The 16,748-nt window shown below is 68.1% G+C and carries 13 protein-coding genes and 1 pseudogene; 10 read left to right on the top strand and 4 right to left on the bottom strand.

Annotated elements, in window-relative coordinates; genetic code table 11:
• Positions 1 to 2: 2 nt before the first annotated feature.
• Positions 3 to 1,514, bottom strand: coding sequence for a cytochrome-c oxidase, cbb3-type subunit I (ccoN, locus tag CMO28_RS22775; RefSeq protein WP_296717430.1), 1,512 nt, complete (start codon positions 1,512 to 1,514; stop codon positions 3 to 5).
• Between the two features lie 563 nt (positions 1,515 to 2,077).
• Here ccoN and CMO28_RS22770 point away from each other — a divergent pair.
• The 4 genes from CMO28_RS22770 to CMO28_RS22755 all read left to right on the top strand — a co-directional run bounded on the left by CMO28_RS22770 (position 2,078) and on the right by CMO28_RS22755 (position 6,280).
• The gene (locus CMO28_RS22770; protein ID WP_296717428.1) at positions 2,078 to 2,614 is read left to right on the top strand and encodes a PaaI family thioesterase; all 537 of its coding nucleotides are present in this window, start codon (positions 2,078 to 2,080) and stop codon (positions 2,612 to 2,614) included.
• Between the two features lie 550 nt (positions 2,615 to 3,164).
• Positions 3,165 to 4,124, top strand: coding sequence for a tripartite tricarboxylate transporter substrate binding protein (locus tag CMO28_RS22765; RefSeq protein ID WP_062769769.1), 960 nt, complete (start codon positions 3,165 to 3,167; stop codon positions 4,122 to 4,124).
• A 185-nt stretch (positions 4,125 to 4,309) separates the two neighbouring features.
• Positions 4,310 to 4,744 carry a tripartite tricarboxylate transporter TctB family protein gene (locus CMO28_RS22760; RefSeq protein ID WP_062769766.1) on the top strand — a complete coding sequence of 145 codons (435 nt, stop codon included), beginning with the start codon at positions 4,310 to 4,312 and terminating at the stop codon, positions 4,742 to 4,744.
• 18 nt (positions 4,745 to 4,762) lie between these two features.
• Positions 4,763 to 6,280 carry a tripartite tricarboxylate transporter permease gene (locus CMO28_RS22755; protein ID WP_062769763.1) on the top strand — a complete coding sequence of 506 codons (1,518 nt, stop codon included), beginning with the start codon at positions 4,763 to 4,765 and terminating at the stop codon, positions 6,278 to 6,280.
• A 14-nt stretch (positions 6,281 to 6,294) separates the two neighbouring features.
• Here the strand turns inward: CMO28_RS22755 and CMO28_RS22750 are convergent, their stop codons facing one another.
• Positions 6,295 to 7,140: a LysR substrate-binding domain-containing protein gene (locus tag CMO28_RS22750; RefSeq protein ID WP_014745789.1), complete on the bottom strand. Its 846-nt coding sequence runs from the start codon at positions 7,138 to 7,140 to the stop codon at positions 6,295 to 6,297.
• 127 nt (positions 7,141 to 7,267) lie between these two features.
• Between CMO28_RS22750 and CMO28_RS22745 the strand changes: the two genes are divergently transcribed.
• Both CMO28_RS22745 and CMO28_RS22740 read left to right on the top strand, forming a co-directional pair.
• Positions 7,268 to 9,511, top strand: a complete 2,244-nt coding sequence (locus tag CMO28_RS22745) for a rhodanese-like domain-containing protein (RefSeq protein ID WP_296717419.1) — start codon at positions 7,268 to 7,270, stop codon at positions 9,509 to 9,511.
• On the top strand, positions 9,512 to 10,690 hold the full coding sequence (locus CMO28_RS22740; RefSeq protein WP_296717416.1) for a trans-sulfuration enzyme family protein: 1,179 nt from the start codon (positions 9,512 to 9,514) through the stop codon (positions 10,688 to 10,690).
• A gap of 66 nt (positions 10,691 to 10,756) precedes the next feature.
• Here CMO28_RS22740 and CMO28_RS22735 read toward each other — a convergent pair whose 3' ends face one another.
• The gene (locus CMO28_RS22735; protein ID WP_296717414.1) at positions 10,757 to 12,169 is read right to left on the bottom strand and encodes an amidohydrolase family protein; all 1,413 of its coding nucleotides are present in this window, start codon (positions 12,167 to 12,169) and stop codon (positions 10,757 to 10,759) included.
• Between the two features lie 183 nt (positions 12,170 to 12,352).
• On the opposite strand from CMO28_RS22735, the gene CMO28_RS22730 reads away from it, so the two are divergent.
• The 4 genes from CMO28_RS22730 to CMO28_RS22715 all read left to right on the top strand — a co-directional run bounded on the left by CMO28_RS22730 (position 12,353) and on the right by CMO28_RS22715 (position 16,662).
• Positions 12,353 to 13,096, top strand: coding sequence for a TetR/AcrR family transcriptional regulator (locus CMO28_RS22730; protein ID WP_296717411.1), 744 nt, complete (start codon positions 12,353 to 12,355; stop codon positions 13,094 to 13,096).
• Positions 13,097 to 13,141: 45 nt separating this feature from the next.
• The gene (locus CMO28_RS22725) at positions 13,142 to 13,666 is read left to right on the top strand and encodes a sigma-70 family RNA polymerase sigma factor (RefSeq protein WP_296717409.1); all 525 of its coding nucleotides are present in this window, start codon (positions 13,142 to 13,144) and stop codon (positions 13,664 to 13,666) included.
• Positions 13,663 to 14,625: a FecR family protein gene (locus CMO28_RS22720; RefSeq protein WP_296717406.1), complete on the top strand. Its 963-nt coding sequence runs from the start codon at positions 13,663 to 13,665 to the stop codon at positions 14,623 to 14,625. The genes CMO28_RS22725 and CMO28_RS22720 overlap by 4 nt, the downstream gene beginning before the upstream one ends.
• A 138-nt stretch (positions 14,626 to 14,763) precedes the next feature.
• Positions 14,764 to 16,662, top strand: a complete 1,899-nt coding sequence (locus CMO28_RS22715; RefSeq protein WP_296717404.1) for a TonB-dependent siderophore receptor — start codon at positions 14,764 to 14,766, stop codon at positions 16,660 to 16,662.
• 2 nt (positions 16,663 to 16,664) lie between these two features.
• Here the strand turns inward: CMO28_RS22715 and CMO28_RS22710 are convergent.
• Positions 16,665 to 16,748: pseudogene (locus tag CMO28_RS22710) on the bottom strand (IS5/IS1182 family transposase); the annotation flags it as partial.

Genomic DNA, 16,748 nt, shown 5'->3' with positions numbered 1-16,748 from the left:
CCTCAGGAACCCGCAGCCGGCGCGGCGCCACGCGCAGGCGCGGCATCGCTCGCGCCCGGCAGGATGGCCGGGGCGGGCTGGCGGATGGTCATGAAGATGTTGAAGGCGAACATCAGCCCGCCGGTCAGATAGAGCACCCCACCCAGCGCGCGGGTGACGTAATAGGGGTGCAGCATGGCGACGCTGTCGGCGAAGCTGTAACGCAGGAAGCCGAACTCGTCATAGGCGCGCCACATCAGGCCCTGGGCGATGCCCGAAACCCACATCGCGGTGATGTAGAGCACGATGGCGAGAGAGGCGATCCAGAAATGCCACTCCACCAGCCGCATCGACCAGAGCGGCCGGCGCCAGAGCCGCGGCACCAGATAGTAGAACGCGCCGAAGGTCATGAAGGCGACCCAGCCGAGGGCGCCCGAATGGACATGCCCGACCGTCCAGTCGGTATAATGGCTGAGCGCATTGACCGGCTTCAGCGCCATCAGCGGGCCTTCGAAGGTCGCCATGCCGTAGAAGGCCACGGCCACGACCAGGAAACGCATGATCGGATCGGTGCGCAGGCGGCCCCAGGCGCCCGACAGCGTCATGATGCCGTTGATCATGCCGCCCCAGGACGGCATCCACAGCATGATCGAGAAGGCGGCACCCAGCGTCTGCGCCCAGTCGGGCAGGGCGGTGTAGTGCAGGTGGTGCGGCCCGGCCCAGATATAGAGGAAGATCAGCGCCCAGAAATGGACGATCGACAGCCGGTAGGAATAGATCGGCCGCTCGGCCTGCTTGGGCACGAAATAATACATCACGCCGATGAAGCCGGCGGTGAGGAGGAAGCCGACCATGTTGTGGCCGTACCACCACTGGATCAGCGCATCCTGCACGCCCGAGAAGTTCGAATAGCTCTTGGCGCCGACGAAGGACACCGGCATCGCCAGGTTGTTCACCACATGCAGCACCGCGACGGTGATGATGTAGGCCAGGAAGAACCAGTTGGCGACGTAGATATGGGGTTCCTTCCGGCGTGCCAGCGTGCCGACGAAGATCGCCATATAGGCCAGCCAGACGATGGTCAGCCAGATGTCGGCATACCATTCCGGCTCGGCATATTCGCGGCTTTGGGTAACGCCCAGCACATAGCCCACGATGGCCATGACCAGGAAGGCCTGGAAGCCCCAGAACACGAAATTCGCCAGCCGCGGACCGCCCCAGAGGCCGGTCCGGCAGGTGCGCTGCACAACATAGAACGAGGTGGTGAACAGCGCATTGCCGGCAAAGGCGATCACGACCGCGGTGGTGTGCACCGGGCGCAGGCGGCCGAAGCTGCCCTCCAGCCCCATGTTCAGCTCAGGGAAGGCCAGCAGCAGGGCCACCCAGGTGCCGGCGGCAAAGCCGAACACCGCCCAGAATACGGTGGCGATGGCGAAGCGGCGGACGACCGCTTCGTTATAACCGGCGATGGTGTCGCTGCTCACCGGTGTGGATATGGCGGGGGCATGGCCCGCCACGGCTGTCGTCGCAGTCATTCCGAATGCCCCTGCATCGAGAGATGGCCGGTTTCTTCTGATGTCGACATCAGGATCTCTTGTGCCTGACGACATGGTGATGCTGTCGGGCGGCAATCGCCGACGCTGATGGAAGAAGCCATCTCATGACCTCACGGTATTTCTTGGATGCCGTCGTTCTGGTCATGCCCGACGACGGAGGTCGCGGCATGGCCGGCAGCTTGGGGATGTGGCAAAGCGGCAGGGCAGGTCCCCGATGGGGGGCTGATCCTGCCTGCGCATGCAGGTCCGTCATCGGTCCAGCACAAAGAGCCACCACGACCGCAGTCGTGATGGGGCTGGAACCGAACCGACGGTGCGCCCGTGATCGGGCTGTTTTGCTGCATCGCGCCATGGCGCGGACTATCGCGGATGCGTGACCGCGCATGCAATCGACAGACTGTCGCGGCGGCATTCTGTCGCACAGGAGCGCGCATGCCGCCGGACGGCGGATCCCGTTCGGGTTAATCTGGGGGCTGGAGTGATCGCCATATGCGGAAGCGGCCGGACGAAGCCGCCCCGCCGACCAAGGAGAGCTGCGCCCGATGACCACCGATGGCTTCGACCCCTGGGCTGCCCTGCCGGACGCCCCCCTGCCCGAGATCCAGGAAAAGCGTGTCCGCGCCGGTGTGGCGGCACAGGGCTTCACCGCGCATCTGGGCGCGGAACTCACAGCCCTCGGCAGCGGCCGCTGCCGCATCGAGATCGCCGCACGGCCCGAGCTGATGCAGAACCACGGCGTGTTCCATGGCGGGGTGATCGGCTATCTGATCGACAATGCCTGCGCCTGTGCCGCCGCCACGCTGGTGCCCCTGGGCCATGGGGTGATGACGGCGGATTTCGGCGTCTCGCTGCTGGCCGCCGCGGCCGGCGGCCGGCTGGTGGCGGATGCCCGGGTGGTGAAGCCGGGCCGTCGGCTGACCGCCGTGGAAGCGCGCGTTCACGTGCTGACGGACGGTGGCGCGCCCAGACTGGTGGCGACCGGCCGGGCCAGTATTGCAGTCATCGAGGGCCGTGAGAGCCCCGCGGCGGCGGCGACCCATAGTGCAGCGGCAGGCGGCGAAGAACGTTCCGCGGGTTGAGAAGCGGCCGCTGCAAAAAAAGGGCGGGCACTCGTCTGAGACGAGGCCCGCCGAAGTCAAGCCGGTTACCCAGTCGACGGACAAGGCGTGTCGTCATCCCTCCCTGCCGTCCCGACCGAGGATGCGGTCTCGGCACCGGAGCGTCAAGTAAGGGATTGGCGAAAAGCTTAGAAAATTTACTAATGGTTGTATCAAACGCTTGTCTGATGGGTGAGGGGTGCTCCCTCTGCATATGGTTTCAGTACAATAGTATTGTATGAGTTCTGTCGTCGGTGCCTCGGATATTGGGCATGCCATCGCACTATCATATACATCACCGGGCGCGATATTTCGCGTATCCGGGAGGGAAACGCGGGCCGACCTGTTGCAACCTGAGGGTATTTGGCGGGTAAAACATCACATAAGCTTATCAATCCCGTGTTTTTTTGAATTTTTTCTGACGAGGCGGACGGCATAGGATCTTCCCGACCCCCGGCAGACGTCGCATCCCCCGGGGAAGCGGGGATGCAGATCAGGCTGTCCCCGGGACGCTCACAGGGAAGGCAGAGAGATGAAGAAATTCCTGGCGACCGCCGTTCTGGGCGGCGTGCTGGCCCTCGGTCTCGGCGGTGCCGCCAAGGCGGAGTTCCCCGAGAAGAACGTGCGGATCATCGTGCCGTTCTCGCCCGGCGGTGCCGTCGACTTCACCAGCCGTCTGATCGCCGAGGTCGGCTCGGACTATCTGGGCGGCCAGAAGATCATCGTCGAGAACATGCCCGGCGGCGGCGCCGTGGTCGGCCAGAGCTATGTGTCCCGGGCCAAGCCCGACGGCTACACCGTGCTCGCCTATACCTCGTCGGTGATCAACAACCCGATCGTCAAGAAGACCCCCTACACCTACAAGTCGTTCCAGACGCTGGCGATGTACTGCCTGGATCCCGAGGTGGTGATCGCGCCGTCGAACTCGGCTTTCGCGAATGTGGCCGATCTGGTGAAGGCGTCGAAGTCGGGTGCGGTCAGCATCGCGACCCCGGGCCATTCCACCTCGCATCACATCGCGGCCCTGGTGCTCGCGAAGGAAGCCGGCGCGCAGTTCAACTACATCCACAACGAGAGCGCCGCCATGCAGTTCCAGCAGGTGATGGGCGGTCATGTGGATGCCGCCTTCGTCTCGATGGGCGAGGCGCTGAGCAACGCCAAGGACGGCCGGATCAAGATCCTGGGCGTGATGTCCGAAGAGCGCGTGCCCGCCATGCCCGACGTGCCGACGCTGGCCGAGGTCGGCCTGCCGGCGCTGGATCACATGGCGACCTTCCGCGGCCTGGCCGTGCCGGCCGAGACCCCGCGCGAGGTGGTCGACAAGCTGGCCGCCGCCCTTGAGAAAGTGGTCGCCGATCCCCGCTTCGTCGAGGGCATGAACAAGGGCGGCTACCCGATCGCCTATCGTGGCCCGGATGCCTTCTCGACCTATGTCGACAAGGTCGCCGTGGTGATGGAGGAAATCCTCCCCACGCTGAAGAAGCCGGAATAATCTCCGGCCCGGACGGTGTGACCGGCGGCGCCACCTCCCCCCAGGGGATCTCCGAGGCCCCTCCCTTCGCGGAGATCCCCGTCCCCCCGCGGCCCGCCGGTCGCACCACCGTCTTCCGTCTTTCCGGCGATCGCCGCCCCCCGGCGATCCCATGCGTGCCCCGATTTCAGCAGGGATACGGCGTCATGCCACGAGCATCGGGCGGCAGGCTGCCCGAGATCTGCCTCGGTGCCGCTTCGCTGGCACTTGCGGCCTTCGTCTTTTTCGAGACCGCCGGCTACGATTCGATCGCAGCCCTGGCGCCCGAACTCTTCGCCGGCATCCTTGCGGTCTGCGGGCTGCTGCTCTTCGTGCCGCAGGCCGGCCGCAAGGCCTCGGACGTCGTGCTCCGCCAGCAGATCCTGCCGGCCGCCATCGCCCTCGGCATCGGGCTGGTGATCCTGGCGGTCGAGCCTGCGGGCTTCGAGCTTCCGGCCTTCATCCTGTTCATCGTGATCGCGCGGCTGCTGGGCGACCCGCTGTCGATCCGTCTGGTGGTGACCGCGATCGTCTTCACCGCGGCGATCCGTCTGGTCTTCGGCGTGCTGCTTGGCGTGCCGCTGCCCTCGATCACCGGCTGACCCGGGAGGCCCCTGCACATGATCGATCAGATCCTTCCGGCCCTGCTGCATCTGGCAGAGCCCGCGGTCTTCGGCTTCCTGGTCTTCGGCGTGATCATCGGCCTGGTGGTGGGTGCCATGCCGGGGCTGAACGACAGCATCACGCTGGCCGTGCTGGTGCCGATCACCTTCGCCATGCCGGGCGACCTCGCCTTTCCGCTGCTGGTCGGCATCTACTGCTCGGCCTGTTTCGGCGGGTCCTTTCCGGCCATCCTGCTCAAGATCCCCGGTACCGCGTCATCGGTGGTGACGGCGATCGACGGCAATGCCATGGCCCGCAAGGGGCAGGGCGGTCTGGCGCTGGGCATCGCCACCTACAGCTCGGTCTTCGGCGGCATCACCAGTGCGCTGGTCCTGCTGCTGTGTGCGCCTTTCCTTGCCGAACAGGCGCTGCGCTTCGGCCCGCCGGAATATTTCGCGCTGGCGCTGCTCGGCCTGTCGACCGTTATCGGCATGGCGACCGGCAATGCGGTGCGCAGCACCATCGCCTGCGTGCTCGGCCTGCTGATCGCCACGATCGGCTTCAGCCCGCAGAGCGGCTATCCGCGCTTCACCTTCGACGAGCCCTGGCTGTATGACGGCCTGCCGCTGGTGCCGATGCTGATCGGCCTGTTCGGCATCGCCAGCCTGCTCGACATGGCAGAGGAAGCCTGGGTTCGCCGCCGCAACCCGGCCTCGGCCAAGGCGGCCGAGGTTGCGACCGCCGGTGTCCGCTTCCGCGACCTGCTGCTGCCGGCCTCGATGATCCGCCGCCTGCTGCCGACCTGGGTTCAGGCTTCGGCGATCGGCAATGTGATCGGCATCCTGCCCGGCGCCGGCATGCTGATGGCGATCTACATGGCCTATGGCCGTGTCGCCCGCCGCTTCGGCGCCCAGGCCGGCACCGGCCTGCCGGAAGGCGTTGCGGCGCCGGAGGCCGCCAACAACTCGGTGGTCGCAAGCTCGATGGTGCCGCTGCTCTCGCTCGGCATCCCCGGCAACTCCACCTCGGCGCTGTTCCTGGGCGCGCTGCTGATCCAGGGTCTGCGCCCCGGCCCGTCGCTGTTCACCGACAGCCCCGACATCGCCTATCTGATCGTCGTGGCCTTCGTCATCGCCAACATCCTGATGTTCCCGCTGGGCCTGGTCATGGCCCGGGCCATTCCGGGGCTCGTTGCCCGCATCCCCCAGGGCATGCTGGGGGCGGCGGTGGCGCTGCTCTGCATCGCCGGTGCCTATTCGGTCGCGAACAGCACCTTCGGCGTGGTCGTGGCGCTGGGCTTCGGCATCTTCGGCTACCTGATGAACAAGCTCCATGTGCCGCTGTCGCCGCTGATCCTGGGCGTGGTGCTGGAGCCGGTCATCGAACGCTCGCTCTATCAGAGCCTGTCGCTGTCGGGCAATTCGCCCTGGATCTTCTTCGAGCGGCCGATTTCGGGCGTGCTGATGGTGGCGGCGATCGCCTTCGTGGCATGGCCGCTGATCGGCGGCCGCATCACGCGGCGCCGCAAGGCCTGAGGTCCTGCCGGGCCTCAGCCGCGGGCGGCCATCAGCCGGAACAGGTTCTTGGCCGCTTCTGAAACCGCATCGTCGCGCTGATACAGGTAGTAGCGGATGTTGCCGAGCGGCGGCAGCCCGTCGGCCTCTCCCACCACCCGCAGTTCAGGCGTCAGCGCTTCGATGCTGCGGGCGGTGATGCCGAGGCCGGCTGCAACCGCCGCACGGATGCCGGCAAGCCCCGGCGCGGTATAGCGCTCGTGCCAGGTCCGGCCGCTCCGCTCCAGCGCCGCCAGCGCGATCTTGCGGAAGATGCTGGGCTCGTCGGCCAGCACCAGCGGCAGGGGGCGGTTCGGATCGACCCGGAAATCATTGGCCGCGATCCACACGACCGGAGAGGTGCGGAGCAGGAAATGGCGCCGGCTTTCGTCGAAGCGGGTGGAGATGGTGAGGTCGATGGCGCCCTTCTTCAGCAGCTCCATGAGGTCGGGGCTGCGGCCGACATGGATCACCAGCGACAGGGCCGGGTTCGCCCGGGCGAAGCGGCGCAGCATCTCGGGCAGCACCGTGTCGGCGATGTCGGCGGGCGATCCCAGACGCACCGGGCCGCCGGTGGTCACCGCGTGCAGCGCCGCCAGGGTCTCTTCCTGAAGCGCCAGCATGCGCCGGGCATAGTCGACCAGCTTCCGGCCCGAGGGGGTCAGTTCCTTGGTGCGGCCGCTGCGTTCGAACAGGGCCAGGCCAAGCTGATCCTCCAGCCGGCGCATCTGCTGGCTGACGGCGGCCTGGGTGCGGTGCACGGTTTCGCCGGCGCGGGCGAAGGTCTCCTGATCGGCGATCGCGACCAGGGTGCGAAGGGCGGCGAGGTCGAAGTTAATCATAAGCGTTCCTGATGGGAATCGCGGGATAACTCGTTATTTTCGGAATGAGTTTAGCGCTAGCCTGCAGAGATGCAACGCACTGCCTGTCGGGCAGGGCGCTGAACGGGAAGGAAGAAGGAATACGCGGATGATCGATCGTCGCCGGATTCTCGCCGACGGGATGGTGGCCGAAGCGCGCCAGATCCTGGCCGCCGAAGGTCTGACCCGGGCAGCTCTCGCCCAGGTGCTGGACCGCCTGAAGACCCTGGCGGCCCGTGCCGAACTCTGGTCCGAGGCGGATTTCCCGCCGCCGGAAGAGGGTGAGCGCCAGGCCCGCTACATGATCCGCGAGGACAGCGATCACGGTTTCGCGCTCTATCTGAACGTGATGCGCCCGGGCAAGCTGATCCCGCCGCACGACCACACCACCTGGGCCTGCGTGGCCGCGGTGGATGGGGTTGAGGTCAACCGCCTTTACCAGCGCACCGATGACGGCACCGTGCCGGGCCGCGCGACCCTGGTCGAGGCCGGGCGGATCGAGGTCGGCCCCGGGCGGGGCGTGGCGCTTCTGCCCGACGACATCCATTCGGTGGTGATCGAGGGCGAGCAGATCATCCGCCATCTGCATTTCTATGGCCGCGCGCTGGAGACCCTGTCGGGCCGTACCACCTTCGATCTGGCCGCCGGCACCTGCAAGACCATGGGGCTCGGCGTGCCGACCCGGTCGATCCCGGTGCCGCCGGCGCCGGTCGACGACACCCCGGCCGAGGGCGTGATCACCGCCGCCCATCTGAAGGCTGCCCTTCACGACGGCGGCGAGATCGCGCTGCTCGACGTGCGCGAGCATGGCCAGTACGGCTGGTCGCATCTGTTCTATGCCGTGCCGCTGCCCTATAGCCGGCTGGAGCTGGACATCGAGCGGCTGGTGCCGAACAAGGCCGCCCGGGTCGTGGTCTATGACGACGGCCTGTCGACCGTTGCGGCCCGTGCCGCCGCCCGCGCCCGGGCGATCGGCTATCGCAACGTTCTGGTGCTGGATGGCGGCGTCGCCGCCTGGGCCGCGGCCGGCTACGAGCTGTTCGCCGGCGTCAACGTGGTCAGCAAGACCTTCGGCGAGGTGGTGGAGCACGAACTCGACACCCCCTCGATCTCGGCCGAAGAGCTGCAGGCGGCGCTGGCGCGCGGCGAGGATCTGGTGGTGGTCGACGGCCGCCCGGTCGATGAATACCGCAAGATGAACATCCCGGGCGCGATCTGCTGCCCGAACGGCGAGCTGGTGCACCGCATCCGCAGCATCGCGCCCGACCCGAAGACCCGGATCGTGGTCAACTGCGCCGGCCGGACCCGCAGCATCATCGGCGCCCAGACGCTGCGCGATGTCGGCGTGCCCAACCCGGTGGTGGCGCTGCGCAACGGCACCCAGGGCTGGCGCCTGGCCGGTTTCGATCTGGAGCATGGCAGCGACCGGCTCTATCCCGAAGCCGTCGACGGCAATGACGAGGCCGCGGACTGGCTGGTGGGCTTCGCCGCGGTCAACGGCATCACCTTCATCTCGCCCGAGGTTGCCGGCGCCTGGCTGCGCGATGCCAGCCGCACCACCTATCTTCTCGACGTCCGCACGCCCGAGGAATACGAGCTGCATCATGCGCCCGGCGCCCTGCATGCCCCGGGCGGCCAGCTGATCCAGGCCTCGGACCAGTGGCTGGGCGTGCGCAATGCCCGCGTCGTGCTGACCTGCGACACCGGCATCCGCTCGGCGGTCGTGGCCAACTGGCTGAAGCGCATGGGCTGGGACGTGGCGGTGCTGGAAGGCGGCCGGTCGGGCTGGGGCCGGATCGGAGCCTCGGGCCTTGGCCATGAAGAGGCGGCGGGCCGTCTGCCGGCGCTGGTGGTGCTGCGCCCGGCCGAGATTGCGGCCATGCAGGCCGATGGCGGCGCACCGGTGGCGCTGATCGATCTCCGCCCGGGCATGGCCTTCCGCAAGGGCCATGTCGAGGGGGCCCGCTGGGCGATCCGTCCGCGGCTGGCAGCGGCGGTGGCCGATCTGGCCGCCGATGCCCGCATCGTGCTGATCGCGGCCGATCCGCGCATCGCGCGCTGCGCCGCCATCGATCTTGCCGGGCTTGGCCGCAAGGTCGCGGGCCTGGTGACCGCCGATGCCGCCGGCTGGACGGCGGCGGGTTTCGACATGGTGGCGACCCCGGACGAGCCGTCGGAGGCCGATTGCATTGACTTCCTGTTCTTCGTCCATGATCGCCATGATGGCAATCTGGAGGCCGCCCGCCGCTATCTGGCCTGGGAAACCGGGCTGCTGGCCAAGCTGGACGACCGCGAGCGGGCCGGTTTCGCCATCATCGGCGCGGGCCATGACGTCAAGGAAGGGAATGCGTGAATGAGCGCGGATCGTGAGCTGTCTGAAGAGACCCGGCTGATCCATCTGGGTCGCAGCCAGCCGATGGAGGGCGTCCGCCCGGTGAGCCCGCCGGTCGTCCGCACCTCTACCGTGCTCGCCCCCGACATCGCCACCATGCGCGCCAACAAGGCGCGGCGCGAGGATGGCAGCCGGGTGTTCAGCTATGGTGCCCGCGGCACCCCCACCAACCATGCGCTGGAAGAAGCCTGGGCCGCGCTTGAAGGGGGGGAGCGGGCGCTGCTTTTCCCCACGGGGCTGGCCGCCATCGCCCATGTCCTGCTGACCTGCCTGCTGCCCGGATCGCATGTGCTGATCCAGAACACGGTCTACCCGCAGGTTCATGCCATCCGGTCGAAATTCCTGGAGCCGCGCGGTATCGCGTCGACCTATTTCGACGGCACGGTCGAGGATGCGGCGGCGAAGATCACCCCGGCCACCCGGATGATCTATGCCGAGAACCCGGGGTCCTGGGTCTATGACCTGATCGACGTCAAGGCGCTCTCGACGCTGGCGCATGATCACAATGCGCTGCTGGTGATCGACAACACCTGGGCCTCGGGCCTGCTGCACAAGCCGCTTCTGCACGGTGCCGACATCTCGGTGATCGCCGGCACCAAATATGTCGTCGGCCATTCCGACGTCATGATGGGTGCCGTGGTCGCCAATGGCGAGCTGGGCCGCGAGCTGTGGCGGATGCAGGTGGTGATGGGCCAGACCGTCAGCCCGGATGATGCCTGGCTGACCCTGCGCGGCCTGCGCCCCATCGCGGCCCGGCTGCCGATCCATGCGGCCAGCGCGCTCCGCATCGCCCGCTTCCTCCAGGATCATCCCCTGGTCGAGCGGGTGCTGCACCCGGCGCTGGAAAGCCATCCCCGCCACGACCTCTGGCGCCGCGACTTCACCGGCGCCAACGGGCTGGTGACCATCGGCATGCGCCCGGATCTGGATCTGGCTGCGGTCGACCGTTTCGTCGACACGCTCCGCCTGTTCGGCATCGGCTCGTCCTGGGGCGGGTTCGAAAGCCTGGCCCTGCCGCAGGCCCCCGACACCGTGCGCGGCTGGACGGGGCCCGGCGTGCCGGTTCGCCTGCATATCGGCCTGGAGAACCCGGCCGACCTGGAAGCCGATCTGGCGCGCGGTCTGGCCGCGATCGGCTGATCTTGCGGCATAGGTGACGAGAACGGCCCGTCCCCTTCCGGGGGCGGGCCGTTCTTATGTCGGGGGTCAGGTGAGGTTGGCGAACAGGCCCGCGCCCATGGCCTCGATCGGTGCGCGATCGACCCGGGCCGCCGCTGCGGTGATCCGCATCGCCGATGCCTCGAGGCGGGTGGCGAGACCCGGCCAGTCGACGCCGGCGAGCGTGCCGCAGCACTTGATGATCCGGCCGTCGACCATGACCATGTCGACGTCGGACGGGGCCGCATTCAGCACGATGGCGGCCACGGCGTCGATGGTCGGGCACATGTTGACGGTATCGGTGCGCACCAGGATCAGATCGGCGCGCTTGCCCGGCGCGATTGAGCCGATGCGGTCTTCCAGATGCAGGGCTTCGGCGCCGCCGAGGGTTGCCATCCGCAGCACCTCGCGGGCGGTTGGGGTGATCTGTCGCGGTGCGCCGCCCCGGGCTTCCAGTGCCGCATTGCGCCGGGCGCGCTCGGCCTGAAGCATCAGCCGCATCTGCCGGAACATGTCGCCGGCATAATTCGACACGATATCAATGCCGAGCCCCGTGCGGATGCCGGCCGCCTGCGCGGTGAAGGCCAGCGGATGGCCCATGCCCATCTGCATCTCGGTTTCGGGCGTCACCGACAGCCCGGCCCCGGCTTCGGCGATCGCCGCCTGTTCAGCCGCGGTCAGGGCGGCGCCATGCACGAACAGCAGATCGGGGCCCAGCGCGCCGGCATCGGCCAGTTGCTGCACCACCCGGTGGCCCTGATCGTAACCGCCCATGGCGACATGCAATGAGATGCTGTGGGCGCCAAGCTCGCGCGCAAGGTTCAGCTCGCCCAGAAGATGGGGCAGTGGCGTCGCCTCGGCCTCGGCGGGCGCCATGCCGAACAGGATCCGGTTCTGGCCCGAGAAACCCGTGCCGACCCGCAGCCGGCGGATATCGGCGGCAAGCCAGTTCGGCGCAATCTCGGCCACCAGCGGATCATGGCCGCGTGGATTGCCGAACAGCCCGTAGCAGAAGATGCCCCGCCCGCCGGCATCGATCAGCCCTTTGAGCGCCGCATCGGCATGGTCGGGGCTGTTCAGGATGTGGCAGTGGTCGACCATGGTGGTGACGCCGGCATGCAGCGCTTCCAGCGCGCCGATATGGTTGCCCAGCCAGACGTCGTCGGGCGAATAGAACGCCGAACAGATCATCCGCATACGGACGAAATAGTCGAACAGCGACCAGTCCGCCGCGACGGATCGCAGCTGGGTCTGCCAGACATGGCGGTGGGTGTCGACGAAGCCGGGCATCAGGATGCCGGCGACGGCATCGATGACCTCTGCCTCCGGGTGATCGATCCGCCCGCCGACGGCCTGGATCACCCCATCGGCGATCAGCACGTCGCCGGCCGTCTCGTCCTGGCCGTCGACCATGGTCAGAAGCCGGGCGTTCCGGATCAGGATCGGTCTCTCTGCGGTCATCTCATGTCCTCCCTGGTATGCCGGCGCTCTGCTGGGGCCGGTCAGGAGGCATGATGGCGCGAGGATGAATTGAATCACAATATGATTCTTATATCATGATATACAAATCTGATCGCGCCTTGCCGGCGCCACCGCCATGGTGCATAGCAGGGGATGGAGAGACCGGTCGAAAGGGAGGGCAGGGTGGCTGCGACATCCGGCAGAGTGCGGCTTGCGGACCGCAAGCGGGCCTTCGCGCGGGAGGAAATCCTGAACGCGGCGGAACGGCTGCTTCTGGCCGGGGATCTGCCCGACTTCTCGATGCGCGCATTGTCCGAGGAGGCGGGGGTCAGCTTCGCGACCCCGTTCAACCATTTCGGCAGCAAGACGGGCATTCTGCGCAGCCTGGCCCAGCGCATGTTCGACGCGATCACCGATCGCTATGTTGCGGACAGCACCACGGGTGCGGGCGATGCCATCGACCGGACCTTCATGATGGGGCAGGCGGGCTGCGCGGTCTGGCTGCAGCGTCCGGCCGTACATCGCTATCTGATCGGCACGCTGGTGGCGGGCGGGCCCGCAGCCGGTGGCGGCAGCGCCGACGATCCCGAGGAATTCCGCCGGCGATCCCGGGCCCTGTGGATCCTGGCGCTTGGCGATCATGACGGCATCGATCCCGCCATGCGGCCGCTGGCGGTCGGGGCCCTGCCCGAACAGCTGGCGATCATGTTCCGCGGTGCCGCGGCACTCTGGGCCGGGGGAGAGGTCGCCGACGACCAGTTCGGCGCCGCCGTCGATCTGGGCATCGCCACCTCGCTGATCGGCTATGTCCCGGCGGGGCGGCGGGACGACCTGACCGACCGCATCGCCCGCGCCGCTGCGGTGCTGGCACCCCGGGGTGCCGTGGGGGAGAGTGTTGTTGTTGCGACCGGTTCGCAATCCGACTAGCATGCGACCGCATCGGGTTTCCGCCCCGGAAGGCATGCAGGCGCCGTGCGCGACGACGATCCCAGGCTCAAACTGTTTCTCGACCACCGCGCGACGCTCGTGGATTACGCGACGCCGATCGTGGGCGATCGCATGCGCGCCGAGGATGTCGTGCAGGAGGCCTATATCCGCTTCGCCCCCGGCGCCGCGGATGGGGGGGCGGCCGGGCGGGTGGCGCAGCCGGTGGGCTATCTCTATCGCATCGTCCGCAACCTTGCGCTGGATGTCACCCGCAGACGCCAGACCGAGGATCGCAACCGCCTGCAGCATCGCCCGGACTGGCTGGCGCCGGCCGAACTGCCGGCCCCCGATCAGGGGCTGCTCGATCGTGACGAGACCCGGCGGATGGCCGCGGCGCTCGCCAGCCTGCCGGAGCGGGAGCGGGTGGCGTTGAAGATGCACCGCGTGGAAGGCTGCAACCTCCAGCGCATCGCCGATCATCTGGGTGTCTCGGTGACCACCGCACACCGGCTGGTACAGGGTGCGGTGGTGCAGCTCACCCTGGCACTTCGCGATGAGGACGGGGCATGACGCGCCGCTCCGGCACAAGACCATCCGCCGACCTTTTAGCTGCGGCGGCGGACTGGCTGGTCCGGCTGGAAGCCGCACCGGGTGATCAGGCGCTGGGCCGGGCGTTCCGGGCCTGGTGTGCGGCCGATCCCGCCCATGCCGCGGCCTTTGCCGAGGTCCGTCGCAGCTGGCTGGCGGTGCCCGAGGGGCTGGCGGCGATGGCGCCGCCGCCGCCGCGGGTGGTCACCCGCCGGCCGCGGCGTGGGCGCTGGGCCGCCGGGCTTGCCGGTCTTGCGGTCGCGGCCGGTCTTGCGGTGATGCTGCTGCCCGGGCTGGCCCTGCGGATGACGGCGGATGCCGCGACCGGGGTGGGGGAGCTTCGGCTGGTGACGCTCGCCGATGGCAGCCGCATGCAGCTGGCGCCACTTTCGGCCGCCGACATGCAGCTGGACGGCAGCCATCGGCGGGTGATCCTGCGGCGCGGCGAGGCCTTCTTTCAGGTGGTCGCCGATGCCGGCCGACCCTTCGTGGTGCGGGCAGGCCGGGTGCAGGTCACGGTCACCGGCACGGGGTTCGAGGTCGACCGCGATGACGACCGGGTGACGGTCGCGGTCCGCAGCGGCACGGTGCGGGTGGAGGCGCCGGCCGTGCCGGCCGTGCAGCTCAGCCCCGGTGAGACGGTCGAGATCCCGGCCGACGGCTCCGCCCCCATCCGCGGCCGTATCGCCCCCGATGCCGTGGCGCTCTGGCAGGACGGCCGGCTGTTCGTCGACGGGGCGACGGTGGGCGAGGTGGTGGCCAGGTTGCGGGCCTATACCCCCGGGCTGATCATCGTGGCGGATGATGCTCTCGCCGGCCGGCAGGTGACGGGGCTTTATGACCTGCGCGATCCGCAGGCGGCGCTGTCGGCGCTGATGCGCGCCCATGGCGGGCGGATCCGCCGGGTGGGGGCGCTGCTCACCATCCTCGACGGCGCCTGAGTACCGACCCGCAACCCCTTGTGGTAGAAGCGGCGTCTTTTTCTCAAAAAAATGCCGGCCCCTGCGGAAAATCCGTCCGGGCTCCGCGTCTGTTGGTCCTGAAAATGCGAAGCACTCGCATAGCGGATCGGGCAGAACATGAAGGAGACGGGGATGGGCCAGGGGCAGCAGCGCCGCCGGAAGGTGCCGCAGGGCGTCGCAGCGATGGTTGCGGCATCGGTCGCGACGCTTCCGGGAACCATGGTTGTGGGGGGCGCGGGGCTGGTTGCCGGTATGGTGATCACCCGGGCCGAGGCGGCCGATCTTTCGGCAGAGGTCAGCTTCGACATTCCGGAACAGCCGCTGGCGGGCGCACTCGGCGCCTTCGGCCGACAGGCGGGGTTGCAGGTCTCTGCCGATACCGCCGTCACCCGCGGCGTTGAGAGCCGCGGCCTCAAGGGTCGGATGACGCCGGCGGCGGGGCTGGCGCAGCTGCTGGCGGGCACGCCGGTTGCCGGCTCGATCACGCCCGACGGGGTGGTGGTGCTGCAGCGCCTGGCGGGCGAGGGGGCGACCGTGCTCGATCCGCTTCAGGTGGGGGCGGTCCGGACGGCCGAAGTGGCGACGGGCCCCGTGACCGGCTATGTCGCGACCCGCACCGCCACCGCGACCAAGACCGACACGCCGCTGCTGGAAACCCCGCAATCGGTCTCGGTCGTCACCCGCGACCAGATGTCGGCCCGGGCCATCACCACCGAGGGCGAGGCGCTGGCCTATACCGCCGGTGTCCGCGTTGGCGGCCGTGCCGGCGGCATCATGCCTGGCGGCGACAATATCCAGGTCCGCGGCTTCGGCGGCGACGGCACCTATGGTGCCTCGTCGAACGAATATCTGGACGGCATCAAGGTCGGCGGCGCCAATTTCGCGGTCGGCGGCTTCGAGCCCTATATGTTCGAGCGGATCGAGGTGCTGAAGGGCCCGGCCTCGGTGCTCTACGGCCAGAACACCCCGGGCGGCATCGTCAACCGGGTGAGCAAGACCCCGTCCGACCAGGCGATGAACGAGGTGATGCTGCGCGGCGGCAGCTTCGGCCGTCACGAGGCCGGCGCCGATATCGGCGGCCGGCTGGTCGAGGACGGCCGGCTGGCCTTCCGGGTGGCCGGCCTGATGATGGAAAGCGACAATCAGGTCGACGGCATCGATCAGGAACGCACCGCCATCGCCCCCTCGCTGACCTGGCGGGCCGGGGACGACACCACGCTCACCCTGCTCGGCAGCTGGCAGCGCGACGATGTCGATGGTGGCTTTTCCAACATGCTGCCGATCGTCGGCACGCTGAAGGATGCGCCCTATGGCAAGCTGCCGCGCAGCTTCTATGCCGGCGACACCGATTACGGCCATTGGGACCGGGATCTCTACACCCTGGGCTACCAGTTCGAGCACCGTTTCGACGATGCGATCACCTTTCGCCAGAACGCCCGCTACATCGCCAACCGGCTGGACTTCGCGACCGTCTACATCCGTGCGCTTCAGGCGGATGGCGTGACGCTGGATCGCAACGCCTTCGCGGCGCGCGAGTCGTCGGACGTGTATGTGGTCGACAACCAGGTGCAGATCGACGGCACCACGGGGCCGCTGGATCACACCCTGCTCGCCGGTTTCGAATACCGCCGCCACGACAGCGACACGATCCGGCGCTTTGCCCAGGTGAGTTCGATCACGCTGCCCCAGGGTGGCAATGCCACCTTCGCGGGCGAGCCGCCGATCTATCAGAATCTTGAGACGCGACGCAACCAGTGGGGCCTCTATGCGCAGGACCAGATCCGGATGGGCGGCTGGATCGTCAATCTCGGTGGCCGGTATGATCGGGCAGACAGCCGGGTGAAGAACCGCCTGACACCGGGCGAGACGTCGCAGGATGATGAGGCTTTCACCAGCCGCATCGGCCTTGGCTACGCCTTCGATATGGGGCTGACCCCTTATCTCAGCTATTCGGAGAGCTTTGAGCCGCAGAGCGGTACCACGGGGGCCGGCGCAGCTTTCAAACCTAGGGCGTAGACTCATAAGCTCAGGCACCAGATCCTCGCGGCCACGAGCTTGACGGCGGCGAGATAGTTCTCCGGTCGCTTGTCGTAGCGAGTGGC

The sequence above is a fragment of the Tistrella sp. genome (genome assembly GCF_002684955.1).
GTDB lineage: Bacteria > Pseudomonadota > Alphaproteobacteria > Tistrellales > Tistrellaceae > Tistrella > Tistrella mobilis.
Note: the sequence above shows the minus strand (reverse complement) of the source record. Positions and strands in the feature narration are given on the sequence as shown.